Origin of the sequence: Caballeronia terrestris, assembly GCF_001544515.1 — a bacterium.
GTDB lineage: Bacteria > Pseudomonadota > Gammaproteobacteria > Burkholderiales > Burkholderiaceae > Caballeronia > Caballeronia terrestris.
Window position 1 is genome coordinate 39345 of the sequence record NZ_FCOL02000028.1, and the last position, 15710, is coordinate 55054.

At 62.3% G+C, this 15710-nt stretch carries 16 protein-coding genes; 7 read left to right on the forward strand and 9 right to left on the reverse strand.

Features of this window, described 5'->3' with window-relative positions; genetic code table 11:
- Positions 1-173 precede the first annotated feature (173 nt).
- On the forward strand, positions 174-806 hold the full coding sequence (locus AWB67_RS21610; protein ID WP_087658268.1) for a response regulator transcription factor: 633 nt from the start codon (positions 174-176) through the stop codon (positions 804-806).
- 2 nt (positions 807-808) lie between these two features.
- Here the strand turns inward: AWB67_RS21610 and AWB67_RS21615 are convergent, their stop codons facing one another.
- Genes AWB67_RS21615 through AWB67_RS21635 form a run of 5 tightly spaced genes read right to left on the reverse strand, consistent with a single transcriptional unit; the run spans position 809 to position 4776 of the window.
- Positions 809-1552: an SDR family NAD(P)-dependent oxidoreductase gene (locus AWB67_RS21615; RefSeq protein WP_087658269.1), complete on the reverse strand. Its 744-nt coding sequence runs from the start codon at positions 1550-1552 to the stop codon at positions 809-811.
- The gene (locus AWB67_RS21620; RefSeq protein ID WP_087658270.1) at positions 1542-2696 is read right to left on the reverse strand and encodes an amidase; all 1155 of its coding nucleotides are present in this window, start codon (positions 2694-2696) and stop codon (positions 1542-1544) included. Before AWB67_RS21620 ends, AWB67_RS21615 begins: the two co-directional genes overlap by 11 nt.
- Positions 2693-3202 (reverse strand): nuclear transport factor 2 family protein, encoded by a 510-nt coding sequence (locus AWB67_RS21625; RefSeq protein WP_087658271.1) that lies wholly within the window; start codon positions 3200-3202, stop codon positions 2693-2695. The genes AWB67_RS21620 and AWB67_RS21625 overlap by 4 nt, the downstream gene beginning before the upstream one ends.
- Positions 3199-3570, reverse strand: coding sequence for a hypothetical protein (locus tag AWB67_RS21630; protein WP_087658272.1), 372 nt, complete (start codon positions 3568-3570; stop codon positions 3199-3201). Before AWB67_RS21630 ends, AWB67_RS21625 begins: the two co-directional genes overlap by 4 nt.
- A gap of 36 nt (positions 3571-3606) precedes the next feature.
- Positions 3607-4776: an acyl-CoA dehydrogenase family protein gene (locus AWB67_RS21635; RefSeq protein ID WP_087658273.1), complete on the reverse strand. Its 1170-nt coding sequence runs from the start codon at positions 4774-4776 to the stop codon at positions 3607-3609.
- A gap of 203 nt (positions 4777-4979) precedes the next feature.
- Here AWB67_RS21635 and AWB67_RS21640 point away from each other — a divergent pair, with 203 nt between their 5' ends.
- On the forward strand, positions 4980-6455 hold the full coding sequence (locus AWB67_RS21640; protein WP_087658274.1) for a PAS domain-containing sensor histidine kinase: 1476 nt from the start codon (positions 4980-4982) through the stop codon (positions 6453-6455).
- Between the two features lie 13 nt (positions 6456-6468).
- Here the strand turns inward: AWB67_RS21640 and AWB67_RS21645 are convergent, their stop codons facing one another.
- On the reverse strand, positions 6469-6969 hold the full coding sequence (locus tag AWB67_RS21645; protein ID WP_087658275.1) for an aromatic-ring-hydroxylating dioxygenase subunit beta: 501 nt from the start codon (positions 6967-6969) through the stop codon (positions 6469-6471).
- The gene (locus AWB67_RS21650; RefSeq protein ID WP_087658276.1) at positions 6966-8249 is read right to left on the reverse strand and encodes an aromatic ring-hydroxylating oxygenase subunit alpha; all 1284 of its coding nucleotides are present in this window, start codon (positions 8247-8249) and stop codon (positions 6966-6968) included. Before AWB67_RS21650 ends, AWB67_RS21645 begins: the two co-directional genes overlap by 4 nt.
- 155 nt (positions 8250-8404) lie before the next feature.
- On the opposite strand from AWB67_RS21650, the gene AWB67_RS21655 reads away from it, so the two are divergent.
- On the forward strand, positions 8405-9325 hold the full coding sequence (locus AWB67_RS21655) for a LysR family transcriptional regulator (protein ID WP_087658277.1): 921 nt from the start codon (positions 8405-8407) through the stop codon (positions 9323-9325).
- Positions 9326-9339: 14 nt separating this feature from the next.
- Here AWB67_RS21655 and AWB67_RS21660 read toward each other — a convergent pair whose 3' ends face one another.
- Together AWB67_RS21660 and AWB67_RS21665 are read right to left on the reverse strand one after the other, a co-directional pair.
- The gene (locus AWB67_RS21660) at positions 9340-10308 is read right to left on the reverse strand and encodes a PDR/VanB family oxidoreductase (RefSeq protein WP_087658278.1); all 969 of its coding nucleotides are present in this window, start codon (positions 10306-10308) and stop codon (positions 9340-9342) included.
- 104 nt (positions 10309-10412) lie between these two features.
- Positions 10413-11825, reverse strand: coding sequence for a spinster family MFS transporter (locus AWB67_RS21665; RefSeq protein ID WP_087658279.1), 1413 nt, complete (start codon positions 11823-11825; stop codon positions 10413-10415).
- A 349-nt stretch (positions 11826-12174) separates the two neighbouring features.
- Between AWB67_RS21665 and AWB67_RS21670 the strand changes: the two genes are divergently transcribed.
- The 4 genes from AWB67_RS21670 to mauD all read left to right on the forward strand — a co-directional run bounded on the left by AWB67_RS21670 (position 12175) and on the right by mauD (position 15695).
- The gene (locus tag AWB67_RS21670) at positions 12175-13116 is read left to right on the forward strand and encodes a helix-turn-helix domain-containing protein (RefSeq protein WP_087658302.1); all 942 of its coding nucleotides are present in this window, start codon (positions 12175-12177) and stop codon (positions 13114-13116) included.
- A gap of 189 nt (positions 13117-13305) precedes the next feature.
- Positions 13306-14475: an amine dehydrogenase large subunit gene (locus tag AWB67_RS21675; protein WP_087658280.1), complete on the forward strand. Its 1170-nt coding sequence runs from the start codon at positions 13306-13308 to the stop codon at positions 14473-14475.
- A 9-nt stretch (positions 14476-14484) separates the two neighbouring features.
- Entirely contained in the window at positions 14485-15042 is a 558-nt protein-coding gene (locus AWB67_RS21680; protein WP_087658281.1) for a MauE/DoxX family redox-associated membrane protein, read from the forward strand.
- Positions 15039-15695, forward strand: coding sequence for a methylamine dehydrogenase accessory protein MauD (gene mauD, locus AWB67_RS21685; protein ID WP_087658282.1), 657 nt, complete (start codon positions 15039-15041; stop codon positions 15693-15695). Before AWB67_RS21680 ends, mauD begins: the two co-directional genes overlap by 4 nt.
- Positions 15696-15710 lie beyond the last annotated feature (15 nt).

Genomic DNA, 15710 nt, shown 5'->3' on the forward strand with positions numbered 1-15710 from the left:
CTACCGAGCGCACTAAAGGTTTTACCGACCCCTTGCGAGCAAGCCGTGGAAAGCGCTTTGCTAGCGGATTCCGGCTGGGTATCATGAAGCTCCAGAAAAACGAAGACCTTGTGAAGAGACCGCCGAACCCAACGGCGCGCACGGTCCCGATGCCAATCGAAAGAGTCCTTGCAATGAATCCTCCCGCTCCCGTGGTGTATATCGTCGACGACGACAACGGCATGCGCACCTCGCTTGCGTGGCTGCTGGAATCGGTGGGCGTGAAGTCGGAAGGCTTCGCGAGCGCAGCGGAATTCCTGCGCGCGTTCGACGTGAACAAGCCCGCATGTCTCGTGCTCGACGTGCGCATGCCCGAAGTCAGCGGCTTCGACGTGCAGTCCGAGCTGAACCGCCGCGGCGCGACCCTGCCGACCATCTTCGTCAGCGGACACGGCGACATTCCGATGTCGGTGCGTGCGTTGCAGCACGGTGCAATCGACTTCGTCGAGAAGCCCTACAATTCGCAGCAGATGCTCGAGCGCGTGCAGCGCGCAATGAAGCTCGCGACGCAGCGCCATGCGAAGGATCAGCGCAAGCGTGAGCTGCGCGAGCGCGTCGAGTCGCTTACTGCGCGCGAGAAGGAAGTACTGCGCGGTGTGATCGAAGGCAAGGGCAGCAAGCGCATCGCCGCCGATCTGTCGATCAGCGTAAAGACCGTGGACGTGCATCGCGCGAGCATCAAGGAGAAGCTCGGCGCGGCGTCGATTGCGGCGCTCGTGCGCGACGTGCTCGAAGTGTGGGGCCCGCTGGGCGACGAGCGTGCCTGAGCTCAACGCATGTAGAGGCCGCCGTTCACGTCCCAGCATGCGCCGTTGGCAAAGTACGCATCCGCTGAGGCTAACAGCACCGCGACGTCCGCAATGTACGCGGCCGAACCCAGCTTGCCCACTGGAATGCCCGCAATCACTTTTTCGAGTTTCTCCGCGGGCACGCTTTCGTGGACGATCGGCAGATCGAGCGGCCCCGGCGAAATCGCGTTGACGGTCACGCCATGCGGCGCGAGATCGCGCGCGAAGACTTTCGTGAGCGTGATTGCACCGCCTTTCGCGGCTGCGTAGTGCGCGCCGGTCGCCGAGCCGCCGTTCTGTCCCGCGAGCGATGCGATGTTCACGATGCGCCCCGCGCCGCGATTCGCGAAGTACTGACCGAACACCTGGCAGCCGAACAGGACGCTGCGCAAGTTGATATCGATGACCTGATCGAATTGCTCGGCGGTGATCTCCATCGCCGGCACGACTTTCGATGCGCCCGCGTTGTTGACGAGCGCATCGATGGCGCCCCAGCGTTCGAGCAGCGCATCGCGCGCCGCTTCGAAATCCGCTTTCGATGCAACGTCGAGCTTGATCGCGCATGCGCTCGATTCGTCCTTGCTCAACTCGCGTGCCAGTGCTTGCGCGGCTTCGACGGCGATATCGGCCAAAGCGACCTTGTAGCCCGCTTCGTGAAAGCGCCGGGCGACGACAGCGCCCAAACCGCGCGCTGCGCCCGTGACGAGCACGACTCTATTCGACATGATTTCCTTTGGGCATGTTGAGTTTCATTAAGCAGGCGGCGACAGCGCAGACTTTTTCGTCCGCACCCTTGCGTCCCACGATCTGCAAGCCTGCCTTGAGCGATGCGCCATCGACTGGCACCGGTATGCTCAACGCAGGATGGCCACTGAGATTGAACGGACGAATCAGCGACGACATGGCGATAACCGACGTCCCCGCGCGCGCGGCTTCGAGCGTAATGGGAAATGTTGGCAGCGTGGGCAATATGAGCACGTCCATATCTTCCAGCGCGCGATCCACTGACGCCGTGAACCTCCGTCTCACCTGTTCTGCGGCGTCAACATCGGCGGCCGTCGTGTTCGACGCGGCGCGCAATCGCGCAACGAGATCCGCGCCGAGCCTGCCCGTATCGGCGAGATGGCCGAACGCGCGCCACGTCTCTGCATTGATCACGGCGAGACCCGCGACGAAGGCGTCGCTCATCGCATCGAGTTCGACGGACTGCGACGCAAATCCCGCACAATGCACGGCCGATTCAATCACCTTCGATATACCCGCATCGGCTTGCACCGCGACGATACCCACGCGTGCATTCGACGCATCCGCGCGCGCGGCAAGAGCATCGAACGTCGGATCGATGGCCGCCATCACGTCGATCAACACACGCATCTCGCGCGCAAACGGGCCGACGCAATCGAGCGTCGTCTCTTTCGGTGCGACGCCGGCGCGCGACACGCGCCCGAACGTCGGCTTGAATCCAATCACGCCGCAGCACGCGGCCGGGCCGCGCACGGAGCCGCCTGTATCGGTGCCGAGCGCGGCATCAGCGAGACCAAAGCCGACGGCAGATGCAGAACCGCTGGACGATCCACCCGGAATGCGCGACACGTCCTGCGGATTCTGCGGCGTGCCGGTGAAGTCGTTGATGCCGGTCATGCCGAACGCGAGCTCGTGCATGTTGGTCTTGCCGTTGATGTGCCAGCCTGCATCGAGCAGTCGCTGCACGACTTCGGCATGCTTGGCAGCGGCGGGCTGGTCCGCGAGCGCGCGGCATGCGGCCGTCGTCGGATAGCCTGCGATGTCAATGCTGTCCTTGATGGCGATCGTCGGCGCATCGTGGTCTGCTCGCGTGCGCAGAACGAATTCGCTGATGTATGCGCTCATGCGGTAATTCCTCGTCTCGGGTTGACTTGCCAGGGCGCATCGAAAAGGCGCTCGGTGCGGAAGTGCTGAATCAGCCAGGCGTCATTCGATGCATGTGCGAAATCCACTTCCAGGCGCGCCGCGATCAACTCGGCCTTTTCATCGATATAGCCCGAGGCTTGCAGCATGATCCAGCGGCCTTTCGCGATGCTACCCTTGATCTCGATATGCTCGGACGTGAGGAAGTGCACATTGGTCGCGAAATGCGGCGTGGGCGGGAGATACCGCTGCAACATCCCGACGATTTGCGTCGGCCCTTTCAACCGGCCGAACTTGGAAGCGTATTGCGGACCGATGCCTTCCCACACTGCATCTTCAGCGAAGAGCTCCGCAAGCGTTTCACCAGCGAGCGCATGCACGGGCACGTCGCACAGCGCCATATAGCGGGCGATGGTCGCGCGCACCTTGTTCTGTGCTTCGAGCGCGTCGACGCGAGCCTGCAACGCTTCGATGGTCGATGAGTTCATGACGCCGCAGCCGGCGGGACAGCCAACGCGCGACCTACGCGCGCTTCGATCTTGCCGTAGCGCCACAGGTTGTACTCGCCGACTGGCGTCGTGCGATACAGATTGCATACGGCCACGGCCGTATCGAAATCTGCGACATCGGCCATGATGTAGAAGGTCCACGGCGCGCCGTCCGACTGACCGACGACAAGCCGGTCATCGTCCATCACGCCGAGAACGCGCACTTTCTCCATCGCTTCGACGGCGTTCAGCATCTTGCCGTACGCTTGCCACACTTCGCCGATCTGTTCGCGCGGCAAGTCGAAGAAGTTCTGCGTGACGCCGCAGCAGAACAGCACGCGCAAGGGCAGGGATCGATTGTCGGTCATGAAGAAAACTCCTTGTTTCAAGCGTTAAAAGTGGGATCAGAGATAACCGGGAAGCGGCGGCACGCCGACGAGCACGGCGCCCGCTCCGTCGTAATTGCCTTCGCCGAGGAAGGCATGCTGCGTGACGACCATCGCGTCGCGCATCAGGCGTTGCAGCGGGTGTGTGCGATAGATCGCCATCGTGCCGCCCAGGCGATAGGCGCGGCTCACTACGTCCGCGCCTTCACGCGCGATCTGCGTGGCCGACAGTCGCAACAGGCTCACTTGCTCCGGAGTCGCGTCGTTGCCCGCGAGAATCGATTGCCAGACGCTGTCGGTCGATTCATAGAAGAACGCGCGTGCAGAGCGGAGTTGCGCTTCGGCCTTCGCGAGTTCGATGCGGTAGTACGCGCGGTCCGCGAGTTGCGGCGCGCCGGTCGTCGTCTTGCGTCCGCCCGCCATGTGGTTCGCGACTTCGAGCGCGGCGCGCGCGAGTCCGAGGTTCACCACGGCAAGCACTTGCGCCGCGTAAGCGATGGTCGGATAGCGGTAGAGCGGTTCGTCGATCGTGGATGCGCCGCCGCGCACGAACGTCCAGTCTTCCGCTACGAACTGATCCGTCACGCGCAGATCGTGACTGCCCGTGCCCTGCATGCCGACCACGTTCCAGTTCTCGACGATCTCCACCTGGCTCGGCCTGAACACGGCCGTACGCGGCTTGCCCGGCGCTTCACCGGGCTTGCCGGTGCCGATGCCCACGCCGAGCCAGTCCGCACCCTTGCAGCCGCTCGCGAACTTCCAAGTGCCGTTCACGCGATATCCGCCGGTCTCGGGCGCGGCATTCTGCACGGGAAAGAGTCCACCCGCGAACACCTGATCGGGGCCGTCGGCGTAGATGGCAGCTTGCGTCGCGACCGGCAATGCCGCGAGATAGAGATTCGCCGACCCGAAGCTCGCAACCCACGCGGCGGAACCGTCGGCGGTTGCGATGCGTTCGATCATCGCGAGGAATTCGCCGGGCGCGCGCGCATCGCCGCCGAAGCGCTTCGGCGTGGCCGCGCGATAGATGCCCGCGCGCTTGAGTTTGGCGATGACATCGCGCGGAACGTGGGACAGGCGTTCGAATTCTTCGCGGCGCTGCGCGATTTCAGCGATGACATCGTCGAGCGTGAGCGCATCGGTTTGAAGGGCGCATTGATCTTTGCGGGCGAGGGCGGTAGCGGACATGGCGGTGTCTCCTGTTTTGTTCGATTGGCTTTGATCGGTGGATGGTGATGCCAGTCTAGAAACGCAAAAACATCAAGACAATTGGGAAGGCGTGCGCGTTAGTCAGTGAAGCCTCCCGGCCCTCTAAAGAAATCTTTAGGGGCGCGACGCGCGAGCGGATGCTATGGTTAGGCAACGCACTCACGCTTGCTTTCCGTCGGATCATGGAATTTCCCGCACAAAAAGATTTCCGCCTGCTGCTAGATGCGCTGACGCATTGCGTGCTGCTGCACGATGCGCAAACGAAGGCTATCGTGTGGGCCAATCGCGCGGCGTGCGTCGCGCTGGGCTTTACGGTCGAGGAACTGCTGCCGCTCAAGGCACACGACATGACGCGCGACGACCTCAAGTACCGCCGCGAGATCGCCGTAAGCGCGATGGATCGATCGGTCACGCAAGGGCCGCAGTCGTACGAATGGTGCTATCGCTCGCGCGCGGGCGTCGACATGCTGTCGGAAGCGATAGCTACGTACGTGCCGCTTCGCGAGCGCGCGGTCGTCATGGTGCAGTTTCGCGACATCAGTGCGGAAGATGCGATGCGCCAGAAGCTGCGCGGCTACGAAACGCGCTTGCGCGAATACATGCAGGACCTCGGCGAGGGCGTCGCCGTCATTACGCCGCGCGGCAAGGTGGGCTACATCAGCGAGTCGGGGCGCCGCGTGCTCGGCCTCGCATCGGACGCGCCGCTCGGCACGGTGCTCGACTACGGCACGCCAGATGATCGCGACCGCCTCGCTGCCCAGTTGCGCAGCGCGACGAGCAGGCAAGCGACGCAGGCAGAGCGCTATCGCATCGTGCGGCGCGATGGCATCGAGCGCTGGCTGCGCATCACGTGCAGACGCGTCGAGATCGACGACGAACTGAATGGCGTGCTCGTACATTTCCGCGATATCAGCGACGAATACGCGATGGAGGAAGCGCGCCGCGTCGAGGCGCGCATGCTCGAATACGCGGGCCGTTACAACGCGATGGGTGAGATGTCGACAGCCATCGCGCACGAGTTGAGCCAGCCGCTTGCGGCCGTGCGTAATTTCATCGAAGGCGCGATCCAGCGCCTGAAGCAGCCGAACGCGGTCGAAAGCGCCATCTGGGGCCTGCGCGCCGCGGATCGGCAGGCGGAGCATGCGGCGCACATCATCAAGAGCGTGCGCGAGTTCATCGTGAAGCGCGATCCCGTCGAAGCGCAAGCGGACTTGCGCGACGTGCTCGCGGATGTCGCGTACTTCATCGAACTGCGTGCGCGCGACGAAGGGGTGCTCGTTACGATCGAGCAATGCGCAGAGTCGTTGCCGATACGGTGCGAACGCGTGCTGATCGGGCAAGTGATACTGAACCTGGCCTTCAACGCGCTGGAAGCATTGACGGGGGCGAGTGCGGGCGCGGGCGCGGTCACACTCGCTACGTCGATCAACGGCGACGTAGCGGAACTGCATGTGATCGACAACGGGCCAGGCGTGCCGGCCGATGCGCTCGAGCGCCTGTTCGACGGCTTCTCGTCTTCGAAGGCGGGCGGCAACGGCATCGGCTTGTCGCTGTGCAAGAACATCGTCTCGCGTCATGACGGGCGCATCTGGGCGCGGCGTGCGGAAACGGGCGGCCTCGAATGCTGCTTCGCGTTGCCTCTTTCGCCGCGCGTGTAAATGCATCAAAACATCAAAGCAGGAAGCCGATCGCGCTCAGCGCTTCGGTCGAATCGATCAGGCGAATGACCTTCTCGACGAGACGCGGCTCGCCGCTCGTCATGCTGATCCTGTGCGTGAGATCGGCGGCGAAGATGGTCGACACGCCGCGCTTGTACGCGATGATGATCTGCGACGACTTTACTTCGACGAGGTCCGCGCTATCGCTCGAGAGCGTAAAGCGCGACACGGTTCGTACAGTACGAGCCGCATCCGACGCGGACGCCGAATAGCCCGAGGTCATGCGCTGCACGCGCTTTTCGCGCATGTCGTGATCGTCGTAAGCGTAGTTCAGCGTAGCCGCGAAATCGGTCGTGTCCGGGTCGATCGGTACGACATAGAAGCCCGACGGCTCCCACAGATCGAGCCACGCGCGATAGTCGCGGCGATCGAGCAGTTCGGCCTCGCGCCAGATGAATCCGATGGCGCGCGTAAAGGTCTGGTGAGAAAAGAGTGCGTTGCGATCGTCCATCATGCCTGCTCCATCATTGCGCGCCATTGCCTGTAGGCTTCGCGCATGCCGGTTTCGTCGGTGGCGTGCGCGGTCTTCTCTCCGTTCGGAGCGGTCGTTTCGCGATTGAGTCCGCGGTTCACGAGGATCGGTACATCGGGGCCCGCGTGTGAGCCGCGCTGCACGCGCTCCCAGGCTTCCGCATCGTCGGGGCTGCCGAAGCCGAACGGACCCTGGAAATGCTCGTGAATGCGCAGACGCACGCGATTCGCTTCCTCGGGGCCGCCGTCCATCGCGAGCGCGACGTGACGAATCTCCGTTTCTTCCGCCGAGATGGGACGCAGCACGCGGAAAAACGCCATCGAGAGTGCGAGATTCGGAAAGAGGTTCAGGTTGAAGCCGACGCCCATCAGCGAGCGCACGATGCGGCGTACATCTTCCTGCGTGTGTTTCTCTGCGAGTTGCGCCGCGAGTTCGTTGAAGCGCTCGGGCAGAGGCGCGCCGTCGTCCTTGTCCAGATCGACGATCTCGGGCACGAGTACCGCAAGACTATGGCCGTTGCCGAGCGAGCGGCAGAACGCCTGATCGCTCGTCATGAAGCTCGTGATGGCGGCGGCGGTTTCATCGTCGATGGATTTCATCCACGACTTGTGCACGACGGGAAAGTGATACAGGTCCGTTGTGTTCTCCAACTGGATCTTCCAGTTGCCCTTGAACTTGAACCTGTGCTCGCCATTGGCCTTGATCGGATAGCCCGCGCCTTGCTTCATGAAGAGATCGATCCAAGGCTTCGCGCCGCCGAGAAAATCTTCGAGCGGTTCGATCGTTTCGTTGAAGCTCGCGAAGATCAGGCCTTGATAGACACCGACGCGCAGTTTCTTGAGCGGCAAGTCGCCTTTCTCGCAGACGCCTTCGTAGCCGTCGCCGTAGGGCAGCGCGCGCAACGTGCCGTCGAGCGCGTAGGACCAGCTATGGTAGGGACACGTGAAGCCCTTTACGTTGCCCTTGTGCTCTTCGCAGACAGTCGCGCCGCGATGGCGGCAGCGGTTTTGCAGCACGTTCACCGCGCCGGTCTTGTCGCGCACGACGATCACCGGCTGGCGGCCGATGGTCGTCGTCACGAAGTCGCCGGGCTTCGGCAACTCGCTTTCATGCGCGACCCAGATCCACGTCTTGTAGAAAATGCGGTCGAGTTCGGCTTCGAACAGATCGTGGTCGTAGTAGAGCGAGGGCGCGATGCGGTCGGCCTCTGCGCGCTTGCCGAGCGCGCTCGTATCGATGGTTTGGTAAGTGGGCGTACTCATCTTCGATGTGGGGGTGGGTTAATCGGCGCAACACGAGGACTACATGTTCAGCACATCCTCTCGTTGACATCAGTCTCGCTTTACGAAGATCATGCGTCAAATCGATTAAAAAACGGGTAGTCAATAAGCCCGGCCGATATCTCGAAGAGTTCGCCATGACATCCATCGACCACGTCGATCTCAATCTGCTGCGCGTTTTCCAGGCAATCGTGGAGGAGCGCAGCCTCACGAAAGCGGGCGAGCGCCTGGCGTTGTCGCAGCCCGCAGTCAGCTATTCGCTGGGACGCTTGCGGACGTTGTTCGACGATCCGCTCTTCATCCGCACGCGCGCGGGGATGCAGCCGACGCCGGTTGCATTGGAACTTGCGGAGATCGTCGGGCGCGCACTCGATACCGTGCGCGAAGCGTTGCGCTACGCGGAGCGTTTCGACGCAGCGACGAGCACGCGCACGTTTCGTCTGTCGCTATCGGACGCGGGTGAAATGGCGTATTTGCCCGCGATATGCGCGGCGCTGCACGACGCTGCGCCGCGCGTTAAGCTCTTCGTCGAGCCGTTGCCCGTGGAGGAAATCGAAGAGGCGCTGCGTTCGAGCCGGCTCGACTTCGCCATCGGCAATCTGCCTTCGCTGTTGCCGCACACGCGCCATGCGTTGCTGTTCGAGGAGGCGTACGTGTGCATGACGCGCAAGCGCAAGGGCTTGCCTGCTGGCAACACGCTCAGCCTCGATCAGTTTCTCGCTGCATCGCATGTTCAGGTGCGCTCGATCGAACACAGCCATCACGCGCTTGACGATGCACTGCGCGCGCAGAGCGTCGGCCGCAACATCTCGCTCGCGTTGCCGCATTTCGTCGCGGTGCCGGGCGTGCTGGCCGTCACGGATCTGTTTGCCACGCTGCCGGAAAGGCTCGCGCATATCCTCAATCGCGGCGACGCGTTTCGCATCTATGCGCTGCCGGTAGCATTGCTGAAAGCCGCCGTGACGATGCACTGGCACGAGCACTTTCATGAAGACGAAGGCATCGCATGGATGCGCGGCCTCATGACCGACATCCTCGCAAGCTTCGAAAAGATGTGAGCCCTTAAGGCCCTTCAGAGGTCGAGCACGAGCACGGGGGAGCGCGAGCGCGAAATGCAGCAGCAGATCACGCTGTTGCTCGCGCGTTCAGCTTTGCTCAGGCAATGGTCTCGATGCTCGGGCTCGCCGCTGACCACGTCGACCATGCACGTTCCGCAGACGCCTTCGCCGCAGGACGTATCGACTTCGATGCCGATGGAGGCGAGTGCGTCCACGATTGATGTCTTTGCATCGACGCGAACGGTTTGTCCGCTGCTCGCGAGCTTGACGTCAAAGCTTTCGAGCGGGGCACCGGCGGCGGTGACAGGCTCCGCTTTGAAGCGCTCCAGATGAATGGCATCGGCGGGCAAGCGCTTTTCTGCGCGTTCAACCACGCGATCCATGAAGGGCGCCGGACCGCACGTGTAGACGTGCGTGCCGGCGCTTGCTTCACGCAGGCACGTATCAAGTGCGGCCGGCAGGTCTTCGCGCTGCACGCCGAAATACAACTGTACGTGCCGGTTGAACGGGGCTTGGTTGAGCAGCGTCATGAAGGCCGCATGGCTCTCGCCGCGCGCGAAGTAGTGCAGCGTGAAGCGCGCTTTCCTTGCGACGAGCCGAAACGCCATCGACAGCAGCGGCGTGATGCCGATTCCCGCACCGATCAGGATGTGCTCGCTCGCACTTTCTTCCAGCCGGAACAGATTGCGCGGCGCGCCGATCGAAAGTTCGCTGCCGACGCTCACCTCGTCATGCAGCCAGCGCGATCCGCCGCGCGACTCTGCTTCCTTCTTGACCGCGAAGACTTGCGACTCGCGGCACTCGGGGTCGCCGCACAACGAGTATTGACGCGTGATGCCCGACGGACTCACGACGTCGATATGCGCGCCGGGCTCGTACCGCTCGAACGGCAAGCCGTCAAGGCGCGAGATACTGAATGACCGGACGCCGTGCGCTTCCTCGCGCAAGGCGTCCACCCGAACTCTGAGCGTTTGAGCTTGCATGATGCCTTCCAGTGCGTTTCTTAAGGACGATGCGTCGAGGTTAGCGTCGTCGTCCGGATAAGGGAAATCGATAAAAAATCGTGGGGCATATCAGTGCGATCGATTTATTGCGCTGTTTGCGGGGCGCTTGGTAAAGAGGCTTGCGGTTCTTCCACGTTGTCGACACTCACGCGCGAGTGAAGCGATTCGCGATCGAGACTCGCACTGAAATGCCTGCATCCGAAGAAGAGCAGTAACGCGGCGAGCAACGTCGAGAGGGCGTTCACGGCGGTCATCGAATGACCGACCGCGAGCGGCGAGCCGAATAGCTTGTCGGTGATGAGCGCGACCAGGGTCGTCCCGAGGCCGAGCCCGATCAGGTTCGAGACGAGCAGGAACAATGCAGAGACCTGTGCGCGGATCTGGTTGGGCGCAAGCATCTGCATCGCTGTGGCCGATGTGGGCAGCGGAAACGACGCGAAGAACATCGCCGCGACGAGCCATGCAAGCGACGCACCAAGGCTCGCGGTCTGCGCAAACGCGATGGCGGGCACGAACATGCAGGCAGCGCCGATGCAGGCCGCGCGCATCGGAGCATCGGCGTGGCCGCGGCGCAGCATCCAGTCGCTCAACCAGCCGCCGCAGAACACGCCCGCCGTGTTGGCGACAAGCATCACCGTGCCGAGCGTGTAGCCCGCTTCGACCGGCGTGAGGCCGAAGCGGCGCATATAGAACGCGGGCGTCCAGCTCATGAGGCAGTAGAGCGCCATCGCATAGAACGAGAAGCCAAGGTAATGGCAAAAAAAAGTCTTCCGATGCGAGCCGATGAAGCGCAATGAATCGGTCATCGATACGCGCTTCACATGTCCTGCGTCATCTTGCGCGAGGCCCTTGCGCGCAGGATCGCGCACGGTCAGCCTGAAGACGAGCGCAATCAGCAGCCCCGGCAAGCCGACGATGAAAAACGTAATCTGCCACGCGCGCACTTCGCCGAGCACGGGCAGCGTGAACGCGTTCGCATGCTTGAGCAGCGCGATCACATAACCACCGACGAGAAACGCAATGCCGCCCCCGATGAACGAGCCGAGCGAGTAGATGCCCACCGCGCGTCCGAGCTTCGATTTCGGAAAGAGGTCCGCGAGCATCGAGTACGTTCCCGGCGAGAGCGCTGCTTCGCCCACGCCCACGCTCATGCGTGCGACGAACATCTGCGCGAAGCTCTGGCTCGTGCCGCACGCGGCGGTCGCGACGCTCCACAGCGCGATGCCGCCCGCAATGATGCGCGGACGCGCGAAGCGGTCGGCGAGATAAGCGAGCGGCATGCCCATCACCGCGTAGAAGAGCGAGAACGCGAAGCCGTGAAGCAGGCTGAATTGGGTATCGGTGAGATTCAGGTCGCGCTTGATGGGCTCGATCATCAGCGCGAGGACCTGCCGGTCGATGAACGAGAACACATAAGCCAGCATGCAGATCAACACGACGTACCATTCGTAGGCGTATCGCTTGCCCACGGGCTTCACTGCGTTCGACGGGTTCATTCCTTGTCTCCGGTATGGGGCGTGGGAGGCAGTGTCGAGTGGTCGGATATCGGCGTCAAATTCGCCGAAAAGCAGGGCGGTTATCAGTGCGGTGGATATTCGCTCGCTTATTGGTTGATTTGCCTTCTTTAATGCTCGGTCGCAGAATTGCCTCCATCAGCAGGCGTTTCACTCGCCTATACACGCTCACGCACATTTTGCAATCGTGCATTCTTGGTATTGCGCACAAACCCTAATACAAAGCAAAATTTACGAGCTTGACGCTACGAAATATAAGAACTCAATGATTCGTCGCGTCGATGCGCCAAAGAAGAAGCCGTCTGAAGCGACGCGCATTGCTGGAGAACGCATGTACGTCAATTACGAAACTTTCGAGGATGCCGACCGGCACGCGCATGCGCTGTCCGGCTGGGATCAACGCTACGACCAGGTTGGCGAGGGCGTTTTTCGCAGCACCGTCAAGCAGGTTTCGGCAGGCGGAGTGCAGGTCTTTCAGGAATCCGCGAACGTTCGTGTCGTTCAGTGCGGACAGTTGCCGCCGGGCCGCGCCACGTTCGGCCTCGCACTCTCCGGCGGTGCGCCGTTCTCGTTTCAGGGCGTGAAGGTCGATCAAAGCGCGCTCATCTTCAGCGACGGCGCCGAGGAATTCCTGCTTCATACACCGCCGGACATGTCGCTGCTCGGCATCGCCGTCGATACGGATTTGCTCGAATCGTTGGCTGACGTGCAAGGCTTCGACTTCCCGCGCGACGCGCACGCCCAGCAAGTCCTGAGCATTCCGGCCGCAGCGGGCGCGCGGGTGGGGAGGCGCATCGTGGAGGCCGTCGAAGCGGCGCTCGCGAGGCCCGCGGAACATGGGGGTCCCGATGCGGAGCGGCGCTTTGCCAACACCGTCACCGAGAGCATTCTGGAACTGCTGACGTTCCACGTGCCGGATCGCGAGGATCGACTCACGCACGCGTGTCGCTCCGAGATCGTTCAGCGCAGCCATGATCTCTTGCTGTCGCGGCCCGAGCAGCCCGTCTCCGTGATGGATCTGTGCGTGGCGCTGCGCGTGAGCCGGCGCACGATACAGAACAGCTTCCAGTCCGTCACGCAGATGAACCCCGTCGCGTATCTTCGCGCGGTACGGCTCGCACAGGTTCGGCGGCTCCTCATTGCGACGTCGCAACAGGAAGTGCCGGTGCGCGAAGCTGCCATGCGCTGGGGATTTTCGAACCTCGGCCACTTCGCGAGCGATTACAAAAGCCATTTCGGCGAGCTTCCTTCGCAGACCTTGCGCGCTCGTTAACCCGTATTAAATCCCCTTAAACCAAGCGTTTTCCTGCTTCGCGGCGACTGTATTAGCACGCCTTCTGAAAGCGCCTGTCTGCGCGCTTTCGACTACTCCAAATCGGCACGCACGCGTTGCCGGTTCCGAAGTGCTCTTTTTTATTGACCTCTTTAGAGTCGGTTCGACGATAAACGAGGAGGAGCACACATGAAGCATCGACGGAGGGCCGCTGCGACGGCGGCCGCGATATTGGCCTTGACGTACGGATTGCTCGCGGGCCAATCGCAAGCGAGCGCCGCGGAAAAGCCGGAAGAACTCACCATAGCGAAGCTGCCAGCGTACAGCCCGCATCGCGTCTTCGTGGCGGACGTTTCGTTCGGCAGCATGACCGATGCGCGCGTTCATGTGTTCGATGCGGACGCCGGGCGTTTCATGGGCCAGATCGATGCGGGCTTCGCACCGGGCTTCGCGGTGTCGCCGGATCACAAGACGAGCTACGTCGCGACGACCTACTTCGCGCGCGGCGGACACGGCGAGCGCACCGACGTGGTCGAGATCATCGACAACGCGACGCTCGACGTGACCGGCGAAATCGTGATTCCGCCCAAGCACGCGCAAGCCGTGCCGACGCCCTACAACACGACGCTTTCCGCCGATGGCAGCCGCCTCTACGTATCGAACATCACGCCTTCGACCTCGGTCACGGTGATCGATACGGCGACGAAGGAAGTCCTCGGTGAAATCGACACGGACGCCTGCGTGCTCGCGTACCCGAGCGGCAACGACCGGTTCACGTCGCTCTGCGAAAGTGGCAAGGCGCTGACCGTGAAGCTCGATACAGTGGGCAAGGAAGCAAGCCGCCAACTGTCCGACGCCTTCATCGACGTCGATCACGATCCGGCCTTCGTCAACGGAGTACGCGACGGCCAGGGCTACGTGTTCACCACGTTCAACGGCAACGTTCGCAGCGCTGATTTCTCCGGCGACAAGGCGGTCTTCGGCGAATCCTGGTCGTTGGTCGGCGCGGCCGATCGCAAGGCGGGCTGGCGTCCGGGCGGCTTGCAGCAAACGGCACTGCACGCAAAAAATCATCGTCTGTTTGTAGCGATGCATCAGGGCGCGGACGGTTCGCACAAGGACCCCGCCACCGAGATCTGGGTCTTCGATACCCAGAGCAAGAAGCGCGTCGCGCGTTGGAAGCTCGCGAAGCAGAAGATCGATCCGTTTCTCTCCATCGAAGTCAGCGCGGACGAAAAGCCCTTGCTCTATGGCCTCACGCCGACGTCCGATCTCGTAGTGATGGACGCGGCCACCGGCAAGTTGCGTCACGTGAGCAAGCAGTTGGGCACGACGTCCACGCTCATCGTCAATCCTTGAGGTGACGCCATGATCGATCCTGTTGTTCTCATGGTGTGCATCGCGCTCGCGGCGATCATCGCGCTTTCGAGCGCGGCGCCGAAATGGCGCGAGCCGTCGCGCTTTCGCGAGTCGCTGGAGGCGTTTGCGCTGCTGCCTTCGTTTGCAGTCGCGCCGCTGTCTTACGTATTGCCGGTGCTCGAAGCGGCTGGCGCGATCGGCCTCTTGTTCGCAAGTACACGCACGCCGAGCGCCTGCATGTTGATCGCGCTCTTCAGCGGCTTTGCGTCGGCGCTCGCGATCAACGTATGGCGCGGCCACACCGATATCGATTGCGGTTGCTCGGGCCTCTTCGCCTCTCAGACTGACAAGGCTGCGCCCAAGTCGATCGGCTGGTGGCACGCGGGCCGCGCGGCGATGCTCGCGTTGCTCGTGGCGAGCACCTTGATGCCATCGACGGGCCGCTCGCTCGTCTGGTTCGACTACCTGAGCGCAGGTGCCTGCACGCTCTTCGCCGTTGCTGCGTGGTTCACGCTCGACGTGTTGCTTGTCAATCTTCCCAAGCTCGATTCTCTGAGGAATTCATGATGCAAACCACCCTGATGATTTCGGCCGCGCTCTCGTGGGCCGCACTTCTCGCGCTCGGCGCGATCTGTCTCGCCCTCGTTCGCCAGGTCGGTATTCTCTATGAACGCATGATGCCAGCGGGCGCGCTGATGATCGATAAAGGCCCGGCTGTCGGCACGATCGCTCCGACATTCGAACTGATGGACATAGCGGAACGTCCGGTGAAAGTCGGCGGCCTGTCCGCGAAAAAACGCAACACGCTGGTGTTCTTCCTCTCGCCGACATGCCCCGTCTGCAAGAAGCTGCTGCCGCTGCTTCCTTCGATCCAGGCGCGCGAAAACGCGACCGATATCGTGCTTGCAAGCGATGGCGACATCACCGAACACGCAGCGTTCTATCGTAAAACGGGTCTTTCCAAGTATCCGTACGTGCTCTCGCAGGAACTGGGTCTCGCCTATCAGATCGGCAAGCTGCCTTACGCGGTCCTGCTCGACGACGAAGGCAAAGTGCGTGCGAAGGGTCTCGTCAATACGCGTGAGCATCTGGAAAGCCTGTTCGAAGCGAAGGAGCGCGGCGTCGCCTCGTTGCAGGAGTTCGTGCACGGCAAGCATGATCATCACGAACATCATGACCATCACGAAGGCCACGAAACGCATGCCGGGCAGCACGCCTGAAGCGGCACAACAATC

Coding starts and splice junctions, on each gene's coding strand:
- AWB67_RS21630 (WP_087658272.1), bottom strand. CDS start 3,570: ATGACCGACAATCGATCCCTGCCCTTGCGCGTGCTGTTCTGCTGCGGC.
- AWB67_RS21635 (WP_087658273.1), bottom strand. CDS start 4,776: ATGTCCGCTACCGCCCTCGCCCGCAAAGATCAATGCGCCCTTCAAACC.
- AWB67_RS21680 (WP_087658281.1), top strand. CDS start 14,485: ATGATCGATCCTGTTGTTCTCATGGTGTGCATCGCGCTCGCGGCGATC.
- AWB67_RS21665 (WP_087658279.1), bottom strand. CDS start 11,825: ATGAACCCGTCGAACGCAGTGAAGCCCGTGGGCAAGCGATACGCCTAC.
- AWB67_RS21610 (WP_087658268.1), top strand. CDS start 174: ATGAATCCTCCCGCTCCCGTGGTGTATATCGTCGACGACGACAACGGC.
- AWB67_RS21660 (WP_087658278.1), bottom strand. CDS start 10,308: ATGCAAGCTCAAACGCTCAGAGTTCGGGTGGACGCCTTGCGCGAGGAA.
- AWB67_RS21655 (WP_087658277.1), top strand. CDS start 8,405: ATGACATCCATCGACCACGTCGATCTCAATCTGCTGCGCGTTTTCCAG.
- AWB67_RS21615 (WP_087658269.1), bottom strand. CDS start 1,552: ATGTCGAATAGAGTCGTGCTCGTCACGGGCGCAGCGCGCGGTTTGGGC.
- AWB67_RS21640 (WP_087658274.1), top strand. CDS start 4,980: ATGGAATTTCCCGCACAAAAAGATTTCCGCCTGCTGCTAGATGCGCTG.
- AWB67_RS21620 (WP_087658270.1), bottom strand. CDS start 2,696: ATGAGCGCATACATCAGCGAATTCGTTCTGCGCACGCGAGCAGACCAC.
- AWB67_RS21675 (WP_087658280.1), top strand. CDS start 13,306: ATGAAGCATCGACGGAGGGCCGCTGCGACGGCGGCCGCGATATTGGCC.
- AWB67_RS21645 (WP_087658275.1), bottom strand. CDS start 6,969: ATGATGGACGATCGCAACGCACTCTTTTCTCACCAGACCTTTACGCGC.
- AWB67_RS21670 (WP_087658302.1), top strand. CDS start 12,175: ATGTACGTCAATTACGAAACTTTCGAGGATGCCGACCGGCACGCGCAT.
- AWB67_RS21625 (WP_087658271.1), bottom strand. CDS start 3,202: ATGAACTCATCGACCATCGAAGCGTTGCAGGCTCGCGTCGACGCGCTC.
- AWB67_RS21650 (WP_087658276.1), bottom strand. CDS start 8,249: ATGAGTACGCCCACTTACCAAACCATCGATACGAGCGCGCTCGGCAAG.
- mauD (WP_087658282.1), top strand. CDS start 15,039: ATGATGCAAACCACCCTGATGATTTCGGCCGCGCTCTCGTGGGCCGCA.